Annotated in this window: 26 protein-coding genes; 13 read left to right on the top strand and 13 right to left on the bottom strand. The window is 71.4% G+C overall.

What is annotated here, in order from left to right:
* Positions 1–53 precede the first annotated feature (53 nt).
* The 4 genes from E6G06_04645 to E6G06_04630 form a co-directional block, all read right to left on the bottom strand.
* Positions 54–3,413 (bottom strand): hypothetical protein, encoded by a 3,360-nt coding sequence (locus tag E6G06_04645; protein TML93034.1) that lies wholly within the window; start codon positions 3,411–3,413, stop codon positions 54–56.
* A 305-nt stretch (positions 3,414–3,718) separates the two neighbouring features.
* Positions 3,719–5,968 (bottom strand): arylsulfatase, encoded by a 2,250-nt coding sequence (locus E6G06_04640; GenBank protein ID TML93051.1) that lies wholly within the window; start codon positions 5,966–5,968, stop codon positions 3,719–3,721.
* Between the two features lie 34 nt (positions 5,969–6,002).
* On the bottom strand, positions 6,003–6,431 hold the full coding sequence (locus tag E6G06_04635) for a hypothetical protein (protein ID TML93033.1): 429 nt from the start codon (positions 6,429–6,431) through the stop codon (positions 6,003–6,005).
* Positions 6,428–7,102, bottom strand: coding sequence for a TetR/AcrR family transcriptional regulator (locus E6G06_04630; GenBank protein TML93032.1), 675 nt, complete (start codon positions 7,100–7,102; stop codon positions 6,428–6,430). The genes E6G06_04635 and E6G06_04630 overlap by 4 nt, the downstream gene beginning before the upstream one ends.
* A gap of 319 nt (positions 7,103–7,421) precedes the next feature.
* On the opposite strand from E6G06_04630, the gene E6G06_04625 reads away from it, so the two are divergent.
* From E6G06_04625 to E6G06_04615, 3 genes are read left to right on the top strand one after another with little or no spacing between them, the layout of a single operon-like run.
* Complete coding sequence (locus E6G06_04625) at positions 7,422–8,243, top strand: hypothetical protein (GenBank protein ID TML93050.1); 822 nt, start codon at positions 7,422–7,424, stop codon at positions 8,241–8,243.
* 2 nt (positions 8,244–8,245) lie between these two features.
* On the top strand, positions 8,246–9,385 hold the full coding sequence (locus E6G06_04620) for a beta-lactamase family protein (protein ID TML93031.1): 1,140 nt from the start codon (positions 8,246–8,248) through the stop codon (positions 9,383–9,385).
* A gap of 20 nt (positions 9,386–9,405) precedes the next feature.
* On the top strand, positions 9,406–9,744 hold the full coding sequence (locus E6G06_04615; protein TML93049.1) for a VOC family protein: 339 nt from the start codon (positions 9,406–9,408) through the stop codon (positions 9,742–9,744).
* Positions 9,745–9,830: 86 nt separating this feature from the next.
* Here E6G06_04615 and E6G06_04610 read toward each other — a convergent pair whose 3' ends face one another.
* Positions 9,831–10,637 carry a formamidopyrimidine-DNA glycosylase gene (locus tag E6G06_04610; GenBank protein ID TML93030.1) on the bottom strand — a complete coding sequence of 269 codons (807 nt, stop codon included), beginning with the start codon at positions 10,635–10,637 and terminating at the stop codon, positions 9,831–9,833.
* 44 nt (positions 10,638–10,681) lie between these two features.
* On the opposite strand from E6G06_04610, the gene E6G06_04605 reads away from it, so the two are divergent.
* Both E6G06_04605 and E6G06_04600 read left to right on the top strand, forming a co-directional pair.
* A complete protein-coding gene (locus tag E6G06_04605) occupies positions 10,682–11,887 on the top strand; it encodes an oxidoreductase (GenBank protein TML93029.1) in 1,206 nt (401 codons plus the stop codon).
* Positions 11,888–11,902: 15 nt separating this feature from the next.
* The gene (locus E6G06_04600) at positions 11,903–12,784 is read left to right on the top strand and encodes a sulfite exporter TauE/SafE family protein (GenBank protein TML93028.1); all 882 of its coding nucleotides are present in this window, start codon (positions 11,903–11,905) and stop codon (positions 12,782–12,784) included.
* Here the strand turns inward: E6G06_04600 and E6G06_04595 are convergent.
* Positions 12,765–13,442 (bottom strand): uracil-DNA glycosylase, encoded by a 678-nt coding sequence (locus E6G06_04595; GenBank protein TML93027.1) that lies wholly within the window; start codon positions 13,440–13,442, stop codon positions 12,765–12,767. The genes E6G06_04600 and E6G06_04595 overlap by 20 nt on opposite strands.
* A 28-nt stretch (positions 13,443–13,470) precedes the next feature.
* Here E6G06_04595 and E6G06_04590 point away from each other — a divergent pair, with 28 nt between their 5' ends.
* From E6G06_04590 to E6G06_04575, 4 genes are read left to right on the top strand one after another with little or no spacing between them, the layout of a single operon-like run.
* Complete coding sequence (locus tag E6G06_04590) at positions 13,471–14,118, top strand: MSMEG_4193 family putative phosphomutase (GenBank protein ID TML93026.1); 648 nt, start codon at positions 13,471–13,473, stop codon at positions 14,116–14,118.
* A 16-nt stretch (positions 14,119–14,134) separates the two neighbouring features.
* On the top strand, positions 14,135–14,665 hold the full coding sequence (locus E6G06_04585; protein ID TML93025.1) for a DUF3090 domain-containing protein: 531 nt from the start codon (positions 14,135–14,137) through the stop codon (positions 14,663–14,665).
* The gene (locus E6G06_04580) at positions 14,662–15,345 is read left to right on the top strand and encodes an SCO1664 family protein (protein ID TML93024.1); all 684 of its coding nucleotides are present in this window, start codon (positions 14,662–14,664) and stop codon (positions 15,343–15,345) included. The genes E6G06_04585 and E6G06_04580 overlap by 4 nt, the downstream gene beginning before the upstream one ends.
* 11 nt (positions 15,346–15,356) lie before the next feature.
* The gene (locus E6G06_04575) at positions 15,357–16,364 is read left to right on the top strand and encodes a hypothetical protein (protein ID TML93023.1); all 1,008 of its coding nucleotides are present in this window, start codon (positions 15,357–15,359) and stop codon (positions 16,362–16,364) included.
* Here the strand turns inward: E6G06_04575 and E6G06_04570 are convergent.
* Together E6G06_04570 and E6G06_04565 are read right to left on the bottom strand one after the other, a co-directional pair.
* Positions 16,348–17,319, bottom strand: coding sequence for an electron transfer flavoprotein subunit alpha/FixB family protein (locus tag E6G06_04570; protein TML93022.1), 972 nt, complete (start codon positions 17,317–17,319; stop codon positions 16,348–16,350). The two genes, E6G06_04575 and E6G06_04570, sit on opposite strands and share 17 nt — an antisense overlap.
* Positions 17,320–17,340: 21 nt before the next feature.
* Positions 17,341–18,120, bottom strand: a complete 780-nt coding sequence (locus E6G06_04565) for an electron transfer flavoprotein subunit beta/FixA family protein (GenBank protein TML93021.1) — start codon at positions 18,118–18,120, stop codon at positions 17,341–17,343.
* Between E6G06_04565 and E6G06_04560 the strand changes: the two genes are divergently transcribed.
* The 4 genes from E6G06_04560 to E6G06_04545 all read left to right on the top strand — a co-directional run bounded on the left by E6G06_04560 (position 18,119) and on the right by E6G06_04545 (position 20,773).
* Entirely contained in the window at positions 18,119–18,616 is a 498-nt protein-coding gene (locus E6G06_04560) for a hypothetical protein (GenBank protein TML93020.1), read from the top strand. The genes E6G06_04565 and E6G06_04560 overlap by 2 nt on opposite strands.
* Before the next feature lie 6 nt (positions 18,617–18,622).
* Positions 18,623–19,384 (top strand): RNA polymerase sigma factor SigF, encoded by a 762-nt coding sequence (locus E6G06_04555; protein ID TML93019.1) that lies wholly within the window; start codon positions 18,623–18,625, stop codon positions 19,382–19,384.
* Positions 19,381–20,295 carry a diacylglycerol kinase family lipid kinase gene (locus E6G06_04550; GenBank protein ID TML93018.1) on the top strand — a complete coding sequence of 305 codons (915 nt, stop codon included), beginning with the start codon at positions 19,381–19,383 and terminating at the stop codon, positions 20,293–20,295. Before E6G06_04555 ends, E6G06_04550 begins: the two co-directional genes overlap by 4 nt.
* A 187-nt stretch (positions 20,296–20,482) precedes the next feature.
* Positions 20,483–20,773 carry a WhiB family transcriptional regulator gene (locus tag E6G06_04545; protein ID TML93017.1) on the top strand — a complete coding sequence of 97 codons (291 nt, stop codon included), beginning with the start codon at positions 20,483–20,485 and terminating at the stop codon, positions 20,771–20,773.
* 71 nt (positions 20,774–20,844) lie between these two features.
* On the opposite strand, the gene E6G06_04540 is transcribed toward E6G06_04545, so the two are convergent.
* From E6G06_04540 to E6G06_04520, 5 genes are read right to left on the bottom strand one after another with little or no spacing between them, the layout of a single operon-like run.
* Positions 20,845–22,311: an ATPase gene (locus E6G06_04540; GenBank protein ID TML93016.1), complete on the bottom strand. Its 1,467-nt coding sequence runs from the start codon at positions 22,309–22,311 to the stop codon at positions 20,845–20,847.
* Positions 22,312–23,211 carry a histidinol-phosphatase gene (locus E6G06_04535; GenBank protein ID TML93015.1) on the bottom strand — a complete coding sequence of 300 codons (900 nt, stop codon included), beginning with the start codon at positions 23,209–23,211 and terminating at the stop codon, positions 22,312–22,314.
* 24 nt (positions 23,212–23,235) lie between these two features.
* A complete protein-coding gene (locus E6G06_04530; protein TML93014.1) occupies positions 23,236–24,423 on the bottom strand; it encodes an ArsA family ATPase in 1,188 nt (395 codons plus the stop codon).
* Entirely contained in the window at positions 24,423–25,373 is a 951-nt protein-coding gene (locus tag E6G06_04525) for an ArsA family ATPase (GenBank protein TML93013.1), read from the bottom strand. The genes E6G06_04530 and E6G06_04525 overlap by 1 nt, the downstream gene beginning before the upstream one ends.
* On the bottom strand, positions 25,370–25,606 hold the full coding sequence (locus E6G06_04520) for a DUF3107 domain-containing protein (protein ID TML93012.1): 237 nt from the start codon (positions 25,604–25,606) through the stop codon (positions 25,370–25,372). The genes E6G06_04525 and E6G06_04520 overlap by 4 nt, the downstream gene beginning before the upstream one ends.
* Positions 25,607–25,686: the final 80 nt, after the last annotated feature.

Genomic DNA, 25,686 nt, shown 5'->3' with positions numbered 1-25,686 from the left:
TCGGGCGGGCACTGGTCGGGCGGGCACTGGTCCGGCGACAGCTGGTCCTGAGCTCAGCGCCGCGGCGGATCCCGTACGTCGACGCCCTCCCGCAGGTCGATCGCGTCTGGGTCCCATCCCGCGGCGCGGGGATCCCCGGCGTCGGCCAGGGCTTCGCGCACTGCGCCGACCAGTGCGAGGTGCTCGACTGCTGCCACCGGCGGTAGGTCGACGCCGCCCACGCCGCGAGCAGCGGCTGCGTCGCGCATCGCCTCGACAGCCGCGTCGACGTCGCCCGACACGAGCGCCGCTTCGGCACGCGCCTCGAGGGCCTGCGCCTCTCCTCGGCGATCCTTCGCCTGCTGGAACACGGCCCGTCCCTCGTCCGCCAGCCGCAGCGATCCGGGACCGTCGCCCCGACGGGCGCGGACCCGGGCGAGAAGGGTGAGCACGGGACCGGCGTCGCGCGTGTGGCCCTGGGTGCGATACGGCTCGAGCGCCTCTTCCATCTGCGCTTCCGCCCGATCGATTTCACCGCGCGCCAAGGCGATCCGCGCCGAGGAGTGGAGGGCGGAGACGAGATCGCCCGCGAACCCCAGCTCACGAAATCCGCGCAACGCTTCGGCGGCGAGACGGTCGGCCCGGTCGAGGTCGCCGGCGAGGAAGCAGGCGTCGGCCAGTGCCCGCTGGGCCTCGGGGATGCCGCGTGGTTGGCCCAGTCGCTCGTAGCGCTCGAGGCTCTCCTCGGCGAGGCGCATCGCCCGGTCGTGGTCGCCCTGGTCGAACGCCAGATTGGCGAGGCTGCGAATGACGTGGGCCGCCCCCCAGGGCTCGCGGGCATCGTTGAAGTCCGCCAGGCTCTGCTCGTAGAGCTGTTGCGCGAGGGCGAGCGCGCCGCGTGCTCGGGCCAGACCGGCCAGCATCGATGCCGCGCCGGCGGACGTGGCGACGTCGCCGATGGCCACCGACAGGTCGAGGCAGCGCTGCGCCATCTCCTGGGCTCGATCGAGATCGCCGCGGTCCCAGGCGAGCAGCGTCAGCACCCGCCTCGACCAGACCTCGCCCCACCGATCGCCCACCTCTTCGAAGAGCCGTACCGCTTCGGTGCACAGCTCTTCGGCACCCTCGGCCCCGTCCTCCTGCATGCGCGACACCTCGCCCCGGGTGCACAGCAGCATGGCCTTCGACCGCCGGTCGCCGACGCGATCGCTCAATCCGATGCCCTCGTCGCATGCGACCACGACGGCGTCGAAGTCATCTTCCAGGAAAGCGAGGTAGGCGCTCCCGACGATTGCCCGTACCCGCCACTCGGGGGCCGCTCCCTCGAGGGCCAGCACCCTCCTCAACCACGCACGACCTTCCCGGGCGAAGTACGCGTGGTGCCAGAACGGCCACAGGGCACCGGACAGACGGGCCGCGCCGTCGACGTCGCCCGACTCGACCAGCCAGGCCAGGGCGGCCCGGTACTCGTCGTGCTCGGCCTCGAGCCGCGCGAGCGTGCGCTGAAAGGAAGGGCCTTGCAGGTTCGGGACCGCTCCCTCTGCCGCGGTCGTGAAGTAACGGCCGTGACGCGTCGCAGTCGCGGCGTGCTCGCCCAGAGCTTCCAACTTCTCCAGACCGAAGCTGCGCAGCGTCTCGAGCATCCGGTAGCGCGGCGCGCCGTCGGCGCCCGTCAGATGTGACACGAGCGACTTGGTCACCAACGAGGAGATCAGCTCGACGACGTCGGTGGGCTGCACCCCGCCGTCCGCGCACACCTCTTCGGCCGCCTCCAACGAGAACGGCGCAGCGAACAGCGCCGCACGATCGAACGTCGCCCGCTCCTTCTCGTCGAGCAGGTCGTAGCTCCATTCAATCGCGGCGCGCAGCGTGCGCTGGCGGGGCTGGACGTCGCGCCGGCCACTCACGAGGAGGCGGAGGCGGTCGTCGAGGCGCGTCGCCACCTGCGCCAGCGACAGCGTCCGCAGCCGTGCCGCGGCCAGCTCGATGGCAAGCGGGATGCCGTCGAGTGACGCGCAGATCGCGGCGATGTCGGCGATGTCGTCCGCGGTCGGTTCGAAGCCGGGTGACGCGGTGGTGGCGCGCTCGACGAAGAGCTTGGCGGCATCGAAGCGCAGCAGGATGTCGACCGTCGCGGGAACGCCCGCCGGTGCCGGGAGGGTCGGCACCGTCCACGCCACCTCGCCACCGATGTCGAGCGACTCGCGACTCGTGGCGAGGATGCGGAGGTTCGGGCACGCCCTGAGGAGGGTGGCGCAGAGATCGGCCGCCGCGGACAACACGTGCTCGCAGTTGTCGATTACGAGCAGGCAGTCGCGCTCGCCCACGGCCTCGATGATCATCGTCTCAACCGGCCGCTCCGGCTCCTCGCGGAGCCTGAGGGCGGATGCGACGGCCTGGGCCACGAGGGTGGGGTCGGCCAGGCTCGCCAGCTCGACCAGCCACACGCCGTCGACCGCTTCCCCGGCGCGGATCGCCGTCTCGAGCGCGAGGCGGGTCTTGCCGCTGCCGCCCGCACCGGTCAGCGTCACCATCCGCGCGTGGGCCAGCAGGTCCTCCACCTGGGCCACCTCGCGCTCGCGTCCGACGAAGCTCGTGAGGGGCGCGGGGAGGGACGCGGCCACCGGCGCGCCCGTGAGTGGCCGCGCCTCGGCGTCGAGGGACGTGTCCTGGATGAGGATCGACTGCTCCAGCTGCTGGAGGGCAGCGCTGGGCTCGAGCCCGAGCTCCTCCCCGAGGTGGTCGGCGGCCCGTCGGTAGGCGCGCAACGCCTCTCCCTGGCGTCCCGAGCGGTAGAGGGCGAGCATCAGCTGGCCCCAGAGCGCCTCCCGCAGCGGGTGCTCTGACACCAGCGCCTCGAGCTCGGCGACCACGTCGGCCGCCCGCCCGAGCACGAGGTCGGCCTCGACGCGCAGCTCGGTCGCCCGCAGACGGAGCTCCTCGAGACGCGACGCCTCGACCGACGCGAACGGCTCGTAGGCGAAGTCGGCAAGGGCCGGGCCGCGCCAGAGCGCGAGAGCATCCCGCAGCAGCGCGACTGCCTCTGCGGGATCGTCGGCGCGGCGCACCTCGGCCCGCTTCACCAGGTCCTCGAACCGACGAGCGTCGATCGCCGAGGGGTCGACGATCAGGACGTAGCCCGGACGGCGGGTCTCGATGGTGGCGGTCGTTCCCGTCAGCGCCTTGCGCAGATGCGAGACGTAGACCTGCAGCGTCGTGACCGCGCCGCCGGGCGGCGCGCCCCCCCACACCTGGTCGACCAGCTGGTCGGTGGGAACCAGCTCGTTGGCGCTCAGGGCGAGCCGGGCGAGCACGGCGCGCTGGCGGGCGCCACCCAGGGGCAGCGACCGGCCGCCGGCCACGACCTCGAAGGCGCCAAGCAGGCGCAGCTCAAGCCCTTCCACCGCCTCCCCTTCGCGCACGAGCGTACTCATCCAAGCCGAATCCAGGGGCCGTCCAAGGGGCCCGGCGCACGATGACGCCAACAAACAACAGAACCCCAGCACGCACCATCCCAACAGAAGGAGGGCGAACCATGAGCAAGATCAACCGCGGCTTCAGCCACGGCAGCACGGCCAACTACGGCTTCTCACACGGCTGACACGCCTCAGAGCTGCGCCATGGCCGCCCCGAAGCGGCAACGGCAAGCCAGGAGCCCCCGACCTGCGGGTCGGGGGCTCCTGTGTCAACGGCACGTTGAAGCCGGGTCGCGCACCCGACCGGCGCGCTGACCGACCCATCACTCGTGGCGCAGGGCCTCTCGCACCTCGGCCGCGGTGTCGCGAGGTGACGCCGGTGGCGCCTCGACCGCGACGTGGCGAATCGTGCCCGTGAAGGCGAACGGCGGGTGGTACTCGTCACACACGGGAAAGCCGCGGTCGCGGCCGACGAGCAGGCCCGTCCCTCCGATCTGCCATCGGAACGGCAGGTCCTGCCCGAGGAGCCCACCACCGACCGTCCGCCCGTCGACCACCAGGGCCACCGGACCGCCACCCGCGGGCGTGCGCACGTACTCGAGGCCGACGGTGTGCTCGCCGGCAGCCATCGGCCCCTCCGCCGCGACTCGAGAGAGCTCACCGAAGAGGTTGAACACCGCAACCGGAGCACCGGCGAGCAGATAGAAGGCAAAGCCGTTGTTCCAGTCGCCCAGGGCGACGACGATGCCCTCGGCCCTCTCCCCCACCTCGATGTCGGCCAGCAGCCGGAAGCCCGCGCCCAGCGGCGGCAACGTGTCCTCCGCGACGGCGCCCCCACCGGGGCGGTAGACCGCGCGCCGACGGAGCCCCCACGGTGACGGCACCATCGCGACCGCGCGGCCGATGAACGTGTCGTCGATCGGCAGCACCTGGTTGCGTCCCGCCTCGGCCCACCAGAGCTGCTCGAGCCGGCGCACACGCTCGGGGTGCTCGGCCGACAGGTCGCGGGCCTCGGAGAAGTCGTGGTCGAGGTCGAACAGCTCCCAGCGATCGGTCTCGAAGTCGAGGCTCCCCTCGAGCAGCTCCCGCTCGACCGTGAGCTGGCGCCCGACGTGGTCGGTGGTGGCCTTCCATCCGTCGTGGTAGATGGCGCGACTGCCGAGCATCTCGAAGTACTGCGTGCGCCGCGGATCGGGCGCGTCCGCATCGGCGAAGGTCGGGAGCAGGCTGACCCCGTCGACCGGTTGCTGACGCGTGCCGTCGACGATCTCGGGTTGCTCGATGCCCACGGCGTCCAGCACGGTCGGCGTGATGTCGACCGCATGGCAGAACTGCCCGCGCACCTCACCGGGAGTCTCCAACCGGCGCGGCCAGTGCACCACGAGCGGCGTGCGCACGCCGCCCAACCACGTGTACCGCTTCCACAGCCGGAACGGCGCGTTGCCGGCCCAGGCCCAGCCCCAGGCGTAGTGGTTGTACGCGTGGAAGCCGCCGAGGTCGTCGAGGTGCGCCAACGTGTCCGCGATGTCGTCCGTCCGGTCGTGCGTGAACCGGTGCTCGTTGAGCGATCCCAGGGGACCGCCCTCTGCGCTCGTACCGTTGTCGGAGCACAGGATCAGGAGCGTGTCGTCGAGGGTGCCGGTCTGCGCGAGGAAGTCGACGACGCGACCGATCTGCGCGTCGGTGTGGCTGAGGAACCCGGCGAACACCTCCATCATCCGCGCGAAGAGCCGGCGCCGGTCGTTCGAGAGCCCGTCCCACGCGTCCACCCAGCTCGGGCGGGCGGTGAGCGTCGTGCCGTCGGGCACGACACCGATCTCGCGCTGACGGGCGAACGCGTCGTCGCGCCACGCCTCCCAGCCCCGGTCGAAGCGGCCGCGGTAGCGCTCGATCCACTCGGGCGCCACGTGATGGGGCGCGTGCATGGCTCCCGTCGCGAGGTAGAGGAAGAACGGCTTGCCCGGCGTGGCCTGTTGCTGGTCGTGCACGAAGCGGATCGCACGGTCGGCCAGATCCTCGGTGAGGTGGTAGCCGTCCTGCGGCGAACGCGGCGGCTCCACGAATCCGTTGTCCGCCACGAGCTCCGGTGTCCACTGGTTGGTGTCGCCGCCGAGGAAGCCGTAGAAACGCTCGAAGCCGAGGCCCAGCGGCCAGCGGTCGAAGGGCCCCGACGCGCTGAGCTCCCAGCGCGGCGCCAGGTGCCATTTGCCGACCGCGAACGTGCTGTAGCCCGTGTCGCGCAGGATGCGCGGCAACGTCGCGGCCGAGCGGGGGATGGTGCCGTTGTAGCCCGGGAACCCGATCGGGATGTCGGCGAGGAAGCCCATGCCGACGGCGTGGTGATTGCGCCCCGTGAGCAGGCAGGCGCGTGTGGGCGAGCAGAGCGACGTGACGTGGAAGCGGTTGTAGCGGAGACCGCCGGCGGCCAGCGCGTCGATGTGCGGGGTCGCGATGTCGGAACCGAAGCAGCCGAGCTGGGCGAACCCGAGGTCGTCGAGGACGATCACCACCACGTTGGGCGCTCCGGCGGGGGGCACGGGCAGCGGTGCGAAGCTCGCGGTCGACTCGGAGATCGTCCTCCCGATCCTTGCGCTCACGGGACTCCCCTCACGCCCGTCGGGGCTCGAGCGCGCCGATGTACCCACCCAGCCGTTCGGCGGCTTCGATCGCCGTCTCGGGCCCCTCGACGTCGACGCCGTCCCAGACCTCGGACAGACGCCGCCAAGGCACTCGCGGTCCGGCGCCGATGAACGCGCCGGCAACGGCGTCGTCGCCCAGCACCTCCCGCCATTGCGGCTCCTGCTCGAGAAGGCGGGCGAGCACGGCTTCGTTGACGAGGCGATCACGGTGCTCGGCGTGGAACCCGATCTCCAGGCGCTTCGACGAGAGGAGCTGGACCTCGTAGTGCTCCCGCCCGTCGCCCGCGTACCAGACCTTGAGGTTGCGGCTCGACACCCGCGAGGAGAACCGGCGCCATCGCGGGGACAGGAACCCGACGAGCGCGTCGGCCACCTCGTCGAAGAAGACCCGGCTCACGGGGGTGGCTGCTCGCTGGGGAGCACGAGCACCGCGAACAGCTCGCCGACAAGATCGTCGGGAACGCCCTGCTCGTCGGCCAACTTCGCGAAGGCGATACCGTTGGCGAGCGCCTCCAACGCGACGGCCATCCGCTCGGGCGGCAACGACATCGGGATCTCCATGGCCGCGGCGTTCTCCTTCAGCATGGCGACCACGGCCTCGCGCTGGGCGCGCTGGCGTGCGGCGAACTCGACCTGGAACTCGGGATTGCGCGCCGCGTAGACGAGGAACTCGAACGACAGGAGGTACCAGGCACGCTCGCGCTGGAACAGGTCCATGAAGCGCTGTCCGGCTTCCATCACCTGCTCCCCCGCGGTGCGTGTGACGTCGATCTCGCCGCGGATGTCGAGCATCTGCCGGGTCACGTGCTCGTCGAGCACGGAGAGGAAGAGGTCCTCCTTCCCTGCGAAGTTCGAGTAGACGGCTCCCTTCGAGAACCCCGCTACCTCGGCGACCTCGTCGAGCGACGTCGCCGCGAAGCCACGGTGCGCGAAGACCTCGGCCGCGGCATCGAGCAGGCGCCGGCGAGTGAGGGCCTTCTTCTCGTCACGCGTCGGCTTGGTCGTGCGCGTCCTGGCCGTACTCATCTTGCGCGTGCGCGTCTCGGGCGTGCGCGTCGGCCGGGCCACGTTCCCCAGTCTGGACCACGGTCATGCCGCGGCGGCGAGACCCGAATCGGGCCGGGGCCCGTGCTCTTCACGCGCCCGCTCGAGCCATGCTTCGAAGCGCAGGCGCTCCCCGAGCCAGGCGAGGGCGGCCGCCTCGGCTGCCCGCTCCTTCTCTGATACCGCTCGGTATGTCATACGTGTCAGTATGCGATACCGACCGGTATTCGTCAAGTGACCTCGGGCACGCCGGGGCGACGGTTCGTTCGGTCGCCGGGTGAGGAGCCTCGCCTAGTGTCAGGACGTGCCCGAGGCCCTCGACGACGCCGTCACGGCCCGCAAGATGTGGCGCACGCTCGAGCCGCTGCACGGGATGGTGTACTTCGCGCCCGAGGCGCCCGAGGAGTACGCGAGGCTCGGTTTCGAGGAACACCGCGCCGGCTACTTCGCGACCCGCGCCGCGCCGATGGGCGCGGTCGGGGCCGAGGTCGTGATCGCCACCTTCTTCAACTTCCATCCCGATCTCGTGCGGCGCCACATCCCGAAGGCCTGGGCCGCTTCGCCGCCCGAGCGCATCGTCGACGCGCGTTTCCGGCTCGCCGGCGCGGCCCTCGAGCGACTGCTCGGTGCCGCGGTCGACAGCGCCGAGATGGCCGAGGCCGCAGCCCTCGCGCGCGCCGCCGCGCTCGCCTGCCGGCCCGAGGGACGCCCGCTCTACGCAGGTCACGCGTCGCTGTCCTGGCCCGCGGAGCCACACCTCGTCCTCTGGCACGCGGTCACCCTGCTCCGCGAGCACCGGGGTGACGGCCACGTCGCCGTGCTCACGTCCGAGAACGTCAGCGGCTGTGAGGCGCTCGTGATGCACGCCGCTACCGGTGACGTGCCGGCCGCGGTGCTTCGCACCAGCCGGGCCTGGCCGGACGACGAGTGGCGCGCCGCGACGGAAGGGCTGCGCGCCCGCGGTTGGCTCGATGCCGAAGGCACGCTGACCACCGCGGGTCGGGCCCATCGCACGAGTGTGGAGCAACGCACCGACGCGCTCGCGCGGGGCCCGTGGCGACACATCGGAACCGAGGCGTGCGACCGCCTGCGCGCCATCGCCCGCCCGTGGAGCCGTGCCGTCGTCGAGGCCGGCACGTTCGCGACGTCGATCTGGGAAGGTTGAGCATGGCCGAGATGAAGCTGCCGGAGGCGATCGGGGGATGGTGCGACACGCGGTTCTCGGCAGTGGCCGAGCTCCTGGCCGCCCAGCTGGCCTCGGGCGCCCACCACGGCGCGGCGATCGCCGTGCGCCACCGCGGCGATCCCGTTGTCGACATCTGGGGGGGCGCGGGCTGGTCGGAAAGCACGATCGCGGTGTCGTTCTCGACGACCAAGGGCCCGGCGTCCACCGCACTGCACATGGCGATGGAGCGTGCCGGCATCGACTACGACGCGCCCGTCGCCTCGGTCTGGCCCGAGTTCGGCAAGAAGGCGGTGACGATCCGCCACGTGCTCTGCCACGAGGCGGGGGTTCCCCAGATCCGCGGCGAGGTACCAGATGTGTCGGTGATGGCCGACTGGGACGCGATGGTGGCGATGATGGAGAGGCTCGAGCCCCTCTGGGAGCCGGGCAGCGCGAACGGGTATCACGCGGTGAACTTCGGCTGGATGGTGGGCGAGCTCGTCCGGCGCATCGACGGTCGTGACCTCTCACCCTTCCTCGCGGACGAGATCGCCGGCCCCCTCGACCTCGACGGCTTCTACATCGGCACGCCGGAATCGGAGCACCACCGGGCCGCCCCCCTCACTGCCCCGGAGATCGACGAAGCCACGTTCTCGGCGTTCGTGCCGCCCGACTCGATCGCCTGGCGCGCGCTGTCGCCCGACGGTGACATCGTCGAGTTCGTCAACAGCCCTCTGGGCCTCTCGACCTGCGGTCCCGCGTTTTCGGGCGCGTTCACCGCCCGCTCCCTCGCCGCGTTCTACGCGACGCTCGAGCGTGGGGGCGAGCGTGACGGCGTGCGCTTGTTGTCGGCGGAGACGCTCGCCCGGGCCACCACCGTGCAGAACACCCGACCCGATCTGGTGCTGGTCCTGCCGATGAACTGGCGCCTCGGGTTCATGGGCGGAGGTGGGATGCTCGCGATCGCGGGACCGAACGATGAGGCGTTCGGCCACGCCGGCTACGGCGGTTCCGTGGCCCTCGCCGACCCGAAGGCCGAGCTGGCGATCGCCGTCACCCTCGACCGCCTCGAGCTCAACCTCCTCGGCGGCGACCGCGTGTCCACCGTCGTGAACGCGGCGATCGCGGCCGCCTCGACGTGACCGGCCGTCCTCGTCTCGAGATCGGCATCGACTGTCCCGACCCCGACGCGCTGGCGCCGTTCTGGGAGTTCGCCCTCGGCTACCGGCGCGAGGAGGACGACGGCGACGGGTTCATCGACCTCGCGCCGCCTGACGGCGACGGGCCGGTCGTGTTCCTGCAGCGCGTGCCCGAGCCCAAGGCGACGAAGAACCGGCTGCACCTCGATCTCTACGTCGCCGAGCCCGAGCCGTTCATGGAGCAGTTGGAGGAGTTGGGGGCGACCCGGCTCGGCGAGCCCGTCATCGAGGGCGACGAATGGGCGTTCCAGGTGATGTCCGACCCGGTCGGCAACGAATTCTGCGTCTGCCGCGATACGTGACGGCCAGGACGCGGTGCGTTCTTGGAGCGCTCAACAACCGTGACGGTGGTTGAGCGCACCCAGAAGCCGAAGGCATGGTGACCGGCTCAGAGCTGGTGGGTGGGGCACGACCAGGTCGTGCGGCCGCCGATCGTGCGCCGGACGAGGGGCGTGCCGTCCTTCGGGCACACGCCGCCGGGCCTGCGCTCGGGCATGAGCGCGCCGGTGTGCGACCCGCCCGCGAGGAGATGCGCCAGCGTCGCGACGAGGTGACGGTGGAGGCGCCGCACGTCGCGCGCCTCGAGCGAACCGGCGGGGCGGGCCGGGTCGAGCCCAGCCCGCCACAGGAGCTCGTCGGCGATGAGGTTGCCGACACCTGCCAGACGGGCCTGGTCCATCAGCCGCGCCTTCAGCGGCGCGGTGCTCGTGCCGAGGACGGCACGCAAGCCGGCAGGCGTCAGCCCCACCGCGTCGGGTCCGAGGCGGGACTCGTCGGCGTCGAGCTCGACCCGGCCCAGACGGCGCGGGTCGCGCATGCGCAGGTCGCCGCCGTCCTCGAAGCGCACGGCGAAGCGGTCCCATCGCTCGAGCACGGGCGCTCGAGCGGAAGCCTCGACGGCCTCGCTGTCGCCGAGCAGCCGGTCGATGCCGGCGATCCCGTCGACGACGAGCCGCCCGCTCATCCCGAACCCGAGCTTGAGCACGGGGCCGTCGTCGGAGCTGTCGAGGTAGAGGGTCTTGCCGCGGCGACGGGCTGCGGTGAAGCGCCGACCGGTCAGGGCCGCCGCGGCCGCGCGCGCGGTGAGACCCCGCTTGAGGTACCACGCGTCGGGCGCGACGACCTCGTCGATGGTGCGATCGAGCGCACGCTCGGCCAGCCGTCGGTAGGTCTCGACCTCGGGCAGCTCGGGCATGGGGGAATCGACCCTACCCAGGCTCCGTCCCTAATCTGTCGCCGATGGCTGTGACAGAGACGCCGGGCGCACAGGCAGGCGGGACACAAAAGCGCGAGCGATGGACCGCGCACTGGGCCCACCTCTACGACGAAGTGGTGACGTCCGGCCTCTGCACGGGCTGCGCGGGCTGCGTGGTGGCGTGTCCCCACGACGTCCTCGGCTACAACGACGAAGGAGGCGTGTACCGGCCCTTCCATCTCGAGGAGGAGGGGGGGCCCGGTGGCTGCGGCCACGGCGACCGAGGTTGCACGTCGTGCACGCGGGCGTGCCCCCGCTTCCGCGAGTGGGAGACCGAGATCGACACCCACATGTTCGGCCGCGAGCGCCGGCCCGACGAGGTCGACGGCGTCGCCAAGGACATCATCCTCGCCCGGGCCGCCGACCCCGAGCTGCACGAACGGGGTCAGGACGGCGGCCTGGTGTCGGCCATCCTGCTCTGGGCGCTCGACCACGGCTACATCGACGCCGCGCTCGTGTCGTACCTCGAGGGCGACGGCACGTCGTGGAAGGCGGTCCCCGGCGTGGCGCGCACGCGCGACGACATCATCGCCTCGGCCGGCAGCCGCTACACCTACTCGGCCAACACCATGGCCTACGCCGACGCAGTGGCGGGCGGCGCCGAGAAGCTCGCGCTCGTGGGCATGAGCTGCCAGTCGTCGGTGCCGCCGGTGATGACCGTCCGCAAGGCGGGCAAGCCCGCACGTCGCTTCGTACTCAACATCGGGTTGCTGTGCTCGAAGACGTTCGACGACGCCATCTTCGAGGAGCTCTTCGAAGCCAAGTACGGCCTCAAGAAGCAGGACATGGTGAAGATGAACATCAAGGGCGTCTTCCAGATCTGGATGCGCAACGGCGACTATCACGAGGTCCCGTTGAAGGAGTGCCACGCGTGGACACGCGAGGGGTGCAAGACCTGTCCCGACTTCGCGGCCGAGCACGCCGACATCTCCACCGGCGGCATCGGCGCGTACAACGACTGGACGCTGACGATCGTTCGCACCGACATCGGCCGCGAGATCCTGATCAAGATGCTCGAGGACGGCACGATCGAGGGCCGGCCGGGCGACGACGACCCCGGCGCCATCGCGCTGCTGCGCAAGCTCTCGCGCGTGAGCCGCAAGCGCTGGCCCGAGACCGCGGTCGCAGCCCCGCGCCTCATGCCGCCTCCTGCGCCCAAGCCACCGGCGCCCGAGCCCGCCACGGCATAGGCCTGAGGCGGGCCGATGGACCCCGGCCCCTTGCGCGACGCGCTCACGCTCGGGGTCGGGCTCCTGACCGGCGTGCTGTCCGCCGCGTTCGGGGTAGGCGGCGCCGTGCTCTCGACGCCCGGCATTCGCCTGCTCGGCGCGTCCGCGTTCGTCGCGGTCGGGACCACGCTGCCTTCGATCCTCCCCAGCGCGATCTCCGGAACAGTCCGTTACGCGCGCGACGACCTGATCGACTGGCACGTCGTGCAATGGACGGCACCGGTTGGTGTCGTGAGCGCGGTGCTCGGCTCGCTGGCTTCCCACGCGGTGCCCGGCAACGGACACTGGCTGATGGTGATGACCGCGTTCTTCCTCGGCCTCACCGCGTGGCGGGTGCGCCCGCGCGCCGCCGTCGAGCCGACTGCGTCCGGGCAGACTGACGATGGCCGGACCCGCGCCGGCGCACGAGACCGCGCCGACGGCGACGCGGCCGCGGCCGACGCCGTCGGACCACAGCTCGCGCCGGGCATCACGTACGGCGCCGCGTCACCGTTCGCCTGCGCAGCCGTGGGCGGCGCGGCCGGAGGCTTGTCGGGGCTGCTCGGCGTCGGCGGCGGCATCGTGATGGTGCCCGGCTTCACCGAGGTGCTCGGCATGCCCATCAAGCGAGCGATCGCCACGTCACTGGCGTGCGTCGGCGTGTTCGCCGTCCCCGGCACGATCACGCACGCCGCGCTCGGCGACATCGATTGGCGCTTCGCGCTCCTTCTCGCCGTCGCCGTCGTGCCGGGCGCGCGGCTGGGCGCGGTGATCGCGATCCGCGCGGATGACCGCCGCCTGCAGTCGGCGGTGGCCCTCTTCCTGGGCGCGCTCGCGATCGGCTACGGCACCGCGGAGATCATCGCCGCGGTGCGCTGAGGGCGCCCGCGCGCGCGAAGACGGCGTCGAACATCGGCTCCGTGAGCGTGCCCGTGAAGGTGTTCTGTTGGCTCGGGTGGTACGAGCAGATGATCGTGCGGCCATCGTCCAGCGCGACCTCGACGCCATGGCCGAAGCGTGGACGGGGTCGCACCCCGAGCAGGCGAGCCACCACGTCGTACGCGAACTGGCCCAGCACGACGATCACGCGCAGATCGGCGAGCAGCGCGAGCTCGCGCGCGAGGAACGGCACGCAGTTGTCGCGCTCGGCAGGTGTGGGCCGGTTGGCGGGAGGGGCGCAGCGTACGGCCGCCGCGACGTACGCCCCTTGGAGCCGGAGGCCGTCGTCGCGACGCTCGCTCGTGGGTTGGTTCGCGTAGCCGGCCCGGTGGAGCGCGCGGAACACCCACTCGCCCGACCGGTCGCCGGTGAAGACGCGGCCGGTGCGGTTGCCGCCGTGGGCCGCCGGAGCCAGTCCCACCAGGAGCAGCTCCGCGAAGGGATCGCCGAAGCCCGGAACGGGACGACCCCAGTAGTCGTCGTCGCGGTACGCGGCCCGCTTGTCGCGTGCCACCTCCTCGCGCCACGCCACGAGACGTGGGCACGCGCCACACGCGACGACCTCGTCGGTGACACGCGCGAGCGAGTCGGCTTCCACGGAGGCTCAGGGTAGGTTGAGTGGGCTCATGCCTCGAACCACGCGCAAGCCGCCGCCACCGACGCTCCTCCTGCTCGTCCGCCACGGGCAGACGCCGACCACCGGCGACCGGCTGCCGGGACGGGCGCGCGGGCTCCACCTGTCCGACGAGGGGCGGGCTCAGGCGCAGGCCGTCGGTGATCGCATCGCCGCGCTGCCGAAGGTCCATGCGGTCTACACCTCACCGCTCGAGCGAACCCGCGAGACCGCGGGCTTCATCGCCAAGCGACGTGATCTCCGCGTCACGACGGAGCGCGGGTTGCTCGAGTGCGACTTCGGCGACTGGACCGGCGGCGAGCTGAAGACCTTGCGCAAGGCACCCGAGTGGCGCACCGTGCAGCGGTACCCGAGCGGCTTCCGCTTCCCGAACGGCGAGTCGTTCCTCGAGATGCAGACGCGGGTCGTGTCGACCCTCGAGCGCCTGCGGCGTGCACATCCGGGCGGCACCGTCGTCGCGGTGTCGCACGCAGATCCCATCAAGGCTGCGACAGCGGCCGCGGTCGGCACCCACCTCGACCTGTTCCAGCGCATCGTGATCTCGCCGTGCTCGGTGACCGCCATCGCGTACGGCGACGGTGGACCCGTGGTGCTGACGGTCAACGCGCTCGACGACCTCAAGGCGCTCACGCCGTCATGAGCCGAGGGTCCCGCGAATGAGCACGTCGTTCGAGCTCGACGACGTCGATCACCTCACGACCGGAACGATCGGCCCGCCCGGTCAACGGGTCTTCTACCTGCAGGCGGCCAAGGGCGACCAGCTCGTGTCGCTGCGCCTGGAGAAGACGCTCGTCGCCGCGCTCGTGCGCTACCTCGGCGCGCTGCTCGCCGACCTGCCGCCCGCCGGTCCGCTTCCCACCGACCTCGGGCTGCGCGAGCCGGTCGTCGCCGAATGGGTCGTCGGCGGGCTCGGCGCGTCGTACGACGAGCAGGCGGACCGCGTCGTCCTGCTCGCCGAAGAGCTCGTCGGCGAGGAGCAGGTCGGCGAGGAGCTCCTCGGGGAGGACGAGCGCGAAGGCGCCGTCGCCCGCTTCCGCGCGACGCGCGAGCAGGTCGCGGCGTTCGCCATGCACGGCGCGGGAGTGGTCGAGGCGGGCCGGCCGCCCTGTCCCCTGTGTGGGCAGCCGCTCGACGCGGAAGGACACGTGTGCGCCCGCCTGAACGGGCACCGGCCCCAGACCACGTGAGGCTCCTGCGGCAAGGCGACGTCGAGGTCAAAGGCCGCCTGCCGTGGAGCTCGAACGGCACCTTCCTCGTCGAGCTCTGCCTCGATGGGCACAAGGGCCTCGCCGTCTACAAGCCCGTGCGCGGTGAGCGCGGCCTCTGGGACTTCCCGCCCGGTCTCCACGTCCGAGAGACCGCGGCCTACGCGCTGTCGGAGGCCCTGGGCTGGCGGCTCGTGCCCGAGACGGTGATCCGCGAGGGCCCTCTCGGCGAAGGGTCGTTCCAGCGGTTCGTGCCGGCCCACTTCGAGCAGCACTACTTCACGCTCCACGAAGCCGGCGGACACCATGACGCGCTCAAGGCGATCTGCGCCTTCGACCTGCTCGCCAACAACGCCGATCGCAAGAGTGGCCACTGCCTGCTCGGTGAGGACGGCCACATCTGGGGCATCGACCACGGCCTCTGCTTCCACGAGGAGCCCAAGCTACGCACGGTCATCTGGGAGTTCGCCGGCGAGCCCGTGCCCGAGGACCTGATGAACTCGGTCGCCCGGTTCTCGGTCGCCCCGCCGGTGGCGGCCTTCGCCGGGCTGCTCGATGACGACGAGCTCGAGGCGCTCATCGCGCGCGCGTCCGCCCTCGTGCGGCGACCGGTCTTCCCGCAGAACCGGTCGGGCTACGCCTACCCGTGGCCCGTGGTTTGACGGGCGACCGCGTGAACGCCGAGCTCGTCGAGCTGGGCGACCTCGACGAGCTCACCCGCCACATCGGCCGCCTCTGCTCGGCGCGCGACTGGGATGCGCTGGTCGACCTGCGCGACCGGTGCCACCGCGCGCTCGAGCGCGGCAAGCAGCTCTGGCCCGCCGCCGCGCACGCCGAGTACAGGCTGGCGCTCGAGGCGCCGGCGCAGTGGGCGGGCGCGGTGCTCGTGCCCGGCGCGGGCCGCTTCGCTCCCGGTCCGCTGACGGAGGTGGCGGCGTCGACCCACACCTGGGCCGAGCTCGCCCCGTGCGTCCCGCGCGGACCCCTCGCGGCCCTGACCGCCCACGAGCGCGTGCTGCGCGGCGAGGACCTCGTCGGCGACGACCGCATCGACACCCAGGTGCTCGAGCTGCCGCTCGTGCTCCAAGCGTGGGAGCCCGCATACCCGCTCGCGACCTACGAGGCCGAGCGAGCCGAGTTCCCCGACGTTCCCGCGGGCGAGCTCGAGGCGGTGGAGGCGACGACGGGCGCGGAGCGGATCGACGATCCCGAGGCGTGCCGCGCCCTCGTCGAGCTCGTGACCGCGTGGACGACCGAGTCGGAGGGGCGGGCCGAGGCCGTCGCGGTCGCCGGCGACGCGCTCGGCGCGCTCGGCGCGCTCCAGGAGCAAAGTGCGCTCCGCGACCGCGTCCGCCTCGGCGTCGTCCCTGCCGGCCACGCGCTCGCGCTGATGGCGTGGGCGGCGGCGAGCGGTGGAGGACACGGGCGCCGGCGGGGCATGGCGCCGGGGCGGTTCTCCGCGTGGTGGGCCGTCGTCGCGCTCGCGGGCCGGCTCGACGAGTGGCCGCTTCCGGTCGACGCGGTCGGCGAGGCGGCCGCCGACCTGCGTTGGTACCGCTGGGACACCGGTGCCCCCGACACCGGCTGGGCCCTCCGCCTCGCGGTCGAGGACCGCGACGAGGGTCTGGCGTGGGCCCTCGGCGCGACCGACACCGCGCTCGACGTCAGCCGCGAGCCTTGAGCGCCTCGATCAACTTCGGCACCACCTTGTGCACATCGCCCACCACGCCGAGGTCGGCGATGGAGAAGATCGGCGCGTCCTTGTCCTTGTTGATGGCGATGATGTTCTTCGCGCCCTTCATGCCGACCATGTGTTGCGTGGCACCAGAGATGCCGCACGCGATGTAGACCGTCGGCTTCACGGTCTTGCCCGTCTGCCCTACCTGGTACGCGTAGGGAACCCAACCTGCGTCGACGATCGCCCGCGACGCGCCCGGCGCGCCCTTGAGCAGCTTGGCGAGCTCCTCGATCATCGCGAACTTCTCCGCGTCGCCGAGGCCCCGTCCCCCCGAGACCACCACCGCGGCCTCGTCGAGCTTGGGCCCGCTGCGCTCCTCGACATGACGGTCGAGCACCCGGGCCGCGCCCGACGCGCCCGTGTCGGGCACGTCGACGGTGACGACCTCGGCGGTGGCGCCACCGCCCTCCTCGGGGGCGAAGGACTTGGGCCGGAAGATGGCGAGGAAAGGCGGCTCGCTCTTGAACGCGGTCGTCACGAGCGTGTTGCCACCGAAGATGGCGGTGCCCACGGTGACGTCGTCGCCGTCGACGGCGATGTCGAGGCCGTTGGTGAGCACGGGCCGGTCGATCTTGACCGACAGCCGCCCGGCGACGTCGCGGCCGTCGTAGGTCATGGCGAAGAGGACCACATCGGGCCGGTTGCCCGCCTCGATCTGCGCGGCCATCGCCGCGGCCACAGGCGCGCCCAGGAGCGCGTCGCCGAGGCCGCCGGTCGAGTACACCTTGGTGGCGCCATACTTGCCGAGCTCGGGTGCGATCGCGTCGGCGTCGTCGCCAGCGTAGAACGCCTCGACCGAGCCGCCGAGCTGACGGGCCTTGGTGAGCAACTCGAGGGTGCCCGAGAGCGGCTTGCCGTCGAACGCCTCGGCGAAGACCCACGTGGTGTTCACTGCCATGTTCCTCGAGTCCTCTCTGACCTAGATGACCTTCAGCTGCTCGAGGAAGCTGACGACGCGCTCGTGGGCGTCGCCCTCGTCCTCGATGATCTCGCCCGCCTGACGTTCCTCGGCCGCGCTGACGTCGGTGATGGTCTGGCGCGCGCCGCTCCATCCCACCTGGTCCGCGCTCAGTCCGAGGTCGTCGACCTTGAGCTCCTCGACCGGCTTGTTCTTGGCGGCCATGATCCCCTTGAACGACGGGTAGCGCGGCTCGACCACGCCGGCGGTCACGGTGACGAGCGCGGGCAGGGGACATTCGACCTGGTCGTAGCCCGCCTCGGTCTGGCGGTCGACCTTCACCTTGTCGCCGGTGACCTCGATGTGCTTGGCGAACGTGACCGACGGCCACCCGAGCAGCTCGGCGACCTGCGCGGGAGTGGTGCCCGTGTACCCGTCGGTCGACTCGGTGGCCGCGAGCACGAGATCCGGATTGGCGCGTTGGATCGCGGCCGCAAGGACCTTGGCGGTCGACAGCGCGTCGGAGCCCTTGAGAGCATCGTCGCTCACGAGGATGGCCTTTGCCGCTCCCATCGCGAGCGCGGTGCGGAGGCCCGAGACCTCGCTGTTCGGCGCCATCGAGACGAGTGTGACCTCTCCGCCACCGGCCGCTTCGGCCAGGCGCAGCCCCATCTCGACGCCGTAGGCGTCGGAGTCGTCGAGTATGAGCTTGCCCTGTCGCACGAGCGTGTGATCGGACGGGTCGAGCTGTCCCGGCGAAGCCGGGTCGGGTATCTGCTTGACGCAGACGACGACGTTCATGGCGCGCATTGTTGACGACGATCGGCCCGTCTGGCCAAATCGACACGCGGCGAGCCGGTGTAGCGTCGGCTCCCGACGGCGGCATACCCGGACGGCGGCCTACAGGGTGGCATGCGTGTACGACTACACCGAGGTGCGACTGGCGGTACCCGCGACCCCGGAGTTCCTCCGGCTGGCGCGGCTCACCGTCGCGGGCGTCGCGAGCCGCATGGGCTTCACCTATGACGAGGTCGAGGACCTGCGCATCGCCATCGACGAGCTGTGCTTCGCGCTCGTCGGCACCGCGGGTCGCGACGGGAACATCGAGCTGCGGTACTCGCTCGACGCCGAGGACCTCGTGGTCGAGGGGCTGGGCACTTTCACCGACGCGCTCCCCTCCGTCGCGATCCTCTCCCCCCTCTCGCGTCAGATCCTCTCGGCCGTCGTCGACGAGCACGATGTCGCGATCGGCGAGCAGGGGCCGACGTTCCGGCTCCGCAAACGACGCGCGAACTGATCCGTCATGGCCTTCGACGAGCGCGAACGCGAGGAGCTCCGTGGCAAGTTCGAGCGGCTGGCGGAGAGTCGCGACCCGGCGCTCCGCAACGAGCTCGTCACCGCGCACCTGGGTCTCGCCGAGTACCTGGCGCGGCGGTTCGACAATCGCGGTGAGCACGTCGACGATCTTGTACAGGTGGCGTCGGTCGGTCTGGTGAAGGCCGTCGACCGCTTCGATCCCAGCCGCGGGCTCGAGTTCGCCACGTACGCGACGCCGACCATCGTCGGCGAGCTCAAGCGGCACTTCCGCGACAAGGGCTGGGCCGTGCGCGTGCCGCGGCGCATCCAGGAGCTGCACCTCCGCCTCGGACCCGCGGTCGCCGCGCTCGGCCAGGAGCTGGGCCACTCGCCGACGATCGCGGAGATCGCGCGCCACACGGGTGCGTCCGAGGAAGACGTGCTCGAGGCGATCGAGGCCGGCAACGCCTACCGCACCACCTCGCTCGACGCGCCGGTGAGGGGAGACGACCCCGGACAGTCTCTCGGTGATCGACTGGGAGGCGACGACGAGCGGCTCGCGGACACCGAGGACTGGATGACCCTCTCCCCGCTCGTCGCCGAGCTGCCCCCGCGCGAGCGCGCCATCCTGCACCTGAGGTTCTTCCAGGGAAAGACGCAGTCGGAGATCGCGGAACGCATGGGCATCAGCCAGATGCACGTGTCCCGCCTGCTCGCCCGGAGCTTGACCCAGCTGCGTGAGGCCGCGGGCGCGGACGAGGCCGAGTGAAGCTGCTGCTGCTGCTCAACCCGTCCGCGTCGTCGGTGACGGCCCGGGCCCGCGTCGTGATCCGCAAGGCGCTGTCGGCCGACCACGAGGTCACGGTGGCCGAGACGAGCAGACGTGGCCACGCCCTGCGACTGGCCCAGGACGCCGCGGCCGGTGACATCGACACCGTGGTGGTGCTCGGCGGCGACGGCACGCTGAACGAGGCAGCCAACGGCCTGGCGGGCACGGACACCGCTCTGGGCGTGGTGCCGGGAGGCTCGACCAACGTGTTCGCGCGCACGATCGGCATGGCCGACGACCCCATCGAGGCCGCGGGCCAGCTGCTCGGTGCGCTCGAGCGCGACTCGTGCCGGCGCATCGGCCTCGGCTCGGTGAACGGCCGCTACTTCCTCTTCCACGTCGGCATGGGCTTCGACGCCGCGGTGGTGGCACAGGTGGAGCGCCGGGCCGCGCTGAAGCGCTACGCGGGCCATCCGCTGTTCGTCTACGCGGGCTTCAGCACCTGGCTCCGCCATTACGACCGTGGGCGGCCGCGCCTGGCGGTGCACACCCCCGACGGCGCGCTCGTCGACGACGGCTACCTCTGCCTGTGCTTCAACTCGAACCCCTACACGTACCTGGGCAGCCGTCCACTGAACGTCGCACCCGACGCCGACCTCGAGCGGGGGCTCGTGGCGGTCACCTTCCGCACCCTCGATGCGGTTCGGTTGCTCGCGCTCCTCGCGTCTGCGCTGGGGACGGGCAGCTGGCTCCGGCGCCACCGCAAGATCGACTACCGAACCGACCTCGCGGCCCTCACCGTGCGCGGGCACGGCCCCTTCCCCTACCAGGTGGACGGCGACTACCTGGGCGAGACCGAGCAGCTCGAGCTTCGCCACGAGCCCGACGCGCTGACGATCGTCCAGCCCTGACCGGCGGGCCTCGAGGCCTTGGGAAAAACCGTACAAAGTGCTTGCTGAAGTGAGCAAGCCGGGGTTAGGGTCAGAGGGTCGAAATCCCGATCGTGCGCGTCGTCCTCGGGCGTTCGTTCATGTGAACGCCTTCACGAACAACCCAAACCAGCCGAAATTCGCGTCACCGGAATTCGCGGGAGGCACCGTGGCCCTCACCTGGAGCCGTCCCTTCGAGTGGGACACCGACGACTGGCGAGACCAGGCCGCCTGCCGTGACACCGACCCCGACCTGTTCTTCCCCGTGGGCAGCACCGGCCCCGCGGTGGAGCAGATCGCGGCGGCCAAGCTCGTGTGCCGGAGGTGCGAGGTGCAGGGCGCGTGCCTCGAGTTCGCCCTCGCCACCAATCAGGAGGCCGGCGTGTGGGGCGGCACCGACGAGGACGAGCGTCGCAAGCTGCGCAAGGCCTGGCTCGCCCGCCAGCGCCGAGCGTCTTAGCTGGGCGGCGGGCCCGCCTCCGCTTCGCTTCGGCACCCGCCGCGTCCGGCGGGGACCCCCAACCCCGCCGGTCAGGAGACGACCCTCGGTAGGACCGGGATGCGCAGGTCGACGAGCGTGCCGTCGTCGGTGTGCATCGAGATGGTGCCGGCGAGCTCGGTGGTGACCAGCGCCCGCACGATCGTCAGGCCGAGGCTGGTGGCGTCGTCGACCGAGAAGCCAGGGGGCGGGCCCACGCCGTTGTCGTGGACGCGCACAACCAGCTCACCGGGCTGCTGCTCAATCGTGACGCGCACCTGCGGGTCGGCGGGCGGGGCGACCGCGTCCTCGGGAAAGGCGTGCTGCACCGCGTTCTGGAGCAGCTCCGTGAGCACGACCGCGAGCGGGGTCGCGACCTCGGCGCGCAGCTCACCGGCATCGCCGTCGACGGTGATGCGCACGGGGTGATCGGGCGACAGCAGGCCCTCTTCCACCATCCGCGCCAGCGGGCGCACGATCTCGTTGAACTCCACCTCTTCACCCGATGCGCGCGACAGCGTCTCGTGCACGAGGGCGATGGAGCGGATGCGACGCACCGACTCCTCGATGGCGGTGATGGCCTCGGGGCTCTCCATCCGACGGCCCTGAAGGCGCAGCAGGGCAGAGATCGTCTGCAGGTTGTTCTTGACCCGATGGTGCACCTCGCGGATGGTCGCGTCCTTGGAGATGAGGAGGCGGTCGCGTCGGCGCAGCTCCGACACGTCGCGCAACAGCACGACCGCGCCCGACAGCTTCGGGTGCTCGATGAGCGGGATGGCGCGCAGGATGAGCGTCACGGGCCCTCGCTCCATCTCCTCGGTGATGGGGAGGCCGATCGCAAAGGCCACGCGCACCGGCGATTCGTCGAGGCCCAGCTCGCTGAGACGGGCGCCCTCGAGGTTGGAGTGGATGCCGATCCGGTGGAGGGCAGACACCGCGTTGGGCGACGCGTACTCGACCCGTGCGAACTCGTCGAGCAGGAGGACGCCGTCGCCGACGCGAGGCGCGTCCTCGGTCTCGATGTCCTCGGCGCCGAACGGGAACTCTCCGGTGGCGATCATGCGGGCGAAGCGGTCGAAGATCTCGATGTAGACCCGCTCGAGCTCGCCGGGGCGGCGACCCACCGACGGCACCGACTCGCGCGTCATCACGCCGACCAACGCGTCCTTCCAGCGCACCGGGATGCACTGGATGCGCGACCGCTCGCGTTGGGGGTCGAGCTTGTTCTCGCCGTCGACGATCTGGCCGAGCCGCCAGGCCCGGGCGACGAGCGGGCGCTCCACGTCGTCGACGACCCGGCCGACCTGGTCCTCGCGGTAGAGCGTCTGGCTGGTCGTCGGGCGCATCTGACCCAGGATCACGAACTCCGACTCGCCGCCGGCCACGGGCACGAACAGCAGCAGGTCCGAGAAGCAGAAGTCGGCCAGCAGGCCCCAGGCCGCGATCAGCCGCTGGAGGTGGGCCAGCGCGGTGCCCTCGACCTTCGTGTACGAACGGGCGATCTCGGCGAGTGACGCCATCTACAGCGCGACGGCGTGGCGCCGGCGGTCGCGATAGCCCGCCAGCCACTCGTACCCCGCATCGGCGAGCATGACGCGCAGTTCGACGGCGCGCGCGGCCACGTCGGGCAGGTCGTGCGCGTCCGACGCGGTGGTGATCGGCACGTCACGCTTGTGGAAGCGCGCGAGCAGCGCGGGCGCGGGGTACGCCTCGGCCGCGGGTTTGCGCCAACCCGCGGATGACACCTCCGCCGCCATGCCACTCGACGCCGCCGCTTCCGCCATGCGCTCGTACCACTCGTCGGGCACGGCCGGACGGCGACCGCTGACCTTGGGGAGGTCGGGATGGGCGAGCACGTCGCAGACGCCGGAGCCCGCCAGCTCCTCGAGCGCGTCGGTGTAGCCGTCCCATGTGCTCTCGATGCTCCGGTTGTCCCACTCGGCCAGCACGACCGGGTCTTCGAGGATGTCGAAGCCCCACGCCCCGATCCAGTGCACGGAGCCGAGCAGCACGTCGAACGGGTAGCCCGCGAGCAGGCGGGCGACCTCGTCCATACGACCCGCGTAGTGGTCGACCTCGAGACCGAGCAGCACGGGGAGGCCGGCCGCCTTGGCCTCGAGCACCGCCTCGACGTAGTCGTCGAGGTCGGCCGAGACGTGGTCGTCCCAGTAGCCCTTCATCTGGGCGCGGAGAGCGAGGTCGGGCTCGTCGTCCCACCAGCCGCGCAGCGCGGCGTCGGCCTGACGGAAGCGGTACAGGTGCTCGGTCAGCGCGATCTCGGTGACCCCCGCCTGCGCGGCGCGCTCGCAGTACGCGGCGAGCTGCTCGAGCGTGGGTTGCGACGCCCGAGTGCCGTGAGGCCAGAGGTGCAGGTGGTAGTCGAGCACTGTGTCGAATGGTACGGCGTGGCGGCGGGACAGCTTGCCGGTGGCACGGCCACCGGCCTACTTCCAGATGGACTCGCCCAGCCGGAGCAGGCCGCCGAGGTCGTAGATGTCGGTCTCGAAGTAGGGCACGGTGGCCACCACGTCGGGCACAGACGCCAGCTCCGCCCGCTGCTCGGTCTCGCGCTTGGCCACGACACCGAAGTTGCGGTAGCTCTCGCCGATCTCCGTGAGGACGCGCGCCACGAGCGCGCGGTCGCCCAGATCGGAGCTCGGTTCGCGGGAGCCCAGCTGCTCGGCCAGCACCGGCCCCTCGGCGCAGAAGCGCTCGGCCACGCGCGCCGCGTCCGCGTCGAGGAGGTATGCGGGCAGCACCTTGTTGAGCACGAGCGCACCCAGGTGGTAGCCCTTGCCCGCGAGGGCGGAGATGAAGAACTCGGCTTCGTGCAGCGGCGCCGCCTCGAGCGTGGTCACCACCAGAAACGTCGTGCGCCGGTCGTGGAGGAGACGGGTGACGGCCTCGGCCCGTTCGACGAAGCCCTTGTACATCGTCTGGAAGAGCAGGAAGAACTCGGCGATGTCCTCGAGGAACTGCGACCCCAGGATCCGGTCGGCCATCTGGTAGAAGGGACGGGTCGCGAAGTTCATGACACGCGAGCGGGCGGGCACGGTGAGCCAGCGGAGCAGCCGGCTGCTGAAGAAGTCGGCCATGCGCTCCGGCGCCTCGAGGAAGTCGATGGCGTTGCGGGTGGGTGGCGTGTCGACGACGATCAGGTCGTACGTGCCACCGGTGTGGATCTCGTACAGGCGCTCCATGGCGATGTACTCGTGGCTCTGCACGAAGCGTCCCGACACGTTCTGGTAGAGCGGGTTCTCGAGGATGCGGCGGGCGGTGATCTCGTCGGGTGCGTGGCGGAGCACCAGGGCGTCCCACGACTGCTTGGTGTCGAGCATCGCCGCCCACAGCTCACCGCGCGGGTCGACTTCCGCCTGCTTGAACGCCTCAGGCGACACCAGCGTCTCGACGTTGCCGAAGCCCTCGAGGCCCAGCGCGTTGGCCAGGCGGCGGGCGGGGTCGACGGTCAGCACCAGGACCTTGCCGCCGAGCGACGTGGCGGCCATCGCCGCGGCGGACGCGGCCGTGGTCGTCTTGCCGACGCCACCCGACCCGCAGCAGATGACGATCTCCTTGGCGGCCAGCAACTGCTCGAGCGTTCGCGCCCGCTCGGAGCTCTGACGCCTGGGCACTAGAAGCCCAGCTCCGCGGCGAGCGCGTCTGCCACCTGGTGCGTTGCCCGCAGCCCGTGGCTGCGAGTGAACAGATAGGGAACGTACAACAGCGGCAGGTCGGGGTCGACCGACGCGCGCAGGTGATCGAGGTGGCTCGCACGCGTGCGGCGCAGCGTGACCGCCAGGCGCGCCGCGTCGAGGATCGGTTCGACCGGGCCGCGGGCCACCTCGCCGAGGCTCGCGACCATGGCGGGCTCACGCAGGTGCTCGAAGAGCTCCTCCTCCGAGTGGCTGAACAGCTCGGGCAGCACCCGGTTGACGACGATGGCGGCCAGGTCCACGTCGGTCTCCTCGCGCACCCGCCCGGACAGCTCGATGGTCTCGTTGACCGGCATCTCCTCGGGCGTCGTGACGATCACCAGCCCGGTGGTGACGGGGTCGCTGAGGATGTCCATGAGCCAGCCCGTCTGCTGGCGCACCAGGCCCACCTTCACGAGCTCGTTGATGGCTTGCGGCGCCGCCAGCTGGCCGATGATGTGACCGGTCGGCGCGGCATCGACCACGACCAGGTCGTAATGGCGCTCGCGGACCTCCCAGCACAGCTTGCCGGTCGTGAGGATCTCCTTGACCCCGGGCGCGGCCGTGGCGACGAACTCGAACGCGCGCGCGAGCGGCCCGATGCGCGCGACCGCCGGCAGCTTGAGCTGCAGGCGCAGGTACTCCTGCAGCGATGCCTCGGTGTCCATCGACATCGCGAACAGACCGGGCTGTATCTCGCGGGGCTTGAAGCGGGTGCGCGACGTCTCGTAGAAGTCGGCCAGGTTGCCCTTGGCATCGACCTCGCAGACGAGCGTGCGCTTGCCTCGCTGCGTCGCCAGCAACGCCAGCCCCGCGGCGATGGTGCTCTTGCCGACGCCGCCCTTCCCCGTGACGAACACGAGCCGGCGGTCGAGCAGGGATTTGCTCACAGGGCGGCGAAGCCCACCCGCCGCTCGCCGGCGACCGCGCCGATGTCCACGTAGGCCAGCTTGTCGGCGGGCACGCCGACCCTGCGGCCGCGACGGTCGGTCAGCCACAGCATGCCGCTCCCCTGCGCGACCGACGCCTCGACCGCTCGCACCAACTCGTCGCGATCGGTCTCGTCGGTCACCTCCACCTCGATCTCCTTCGCCGTGTAGATCACGCCGATCCGAACTTCCACGTCTGCTCCTCCCGATCGGTCCAAGCGTCTGTGCCGGCTGAACGTCGTGCCGGCTGAACGTCGTAGTGCCTCACGTCCGG

The organism is Actinomycetota bacterium, from assembly GCA_005888325.1.
Lineage (GTDB): Bacteria > Actinomycetota > Acidimicrobiia > Acidimicrobiales > AC-14 > AC-14.
The sequence above is the reverse complement of the archived record's forward strand: the minus strand, read 5'-3'. Positions and strand labels throughout refer to the sequence as shown.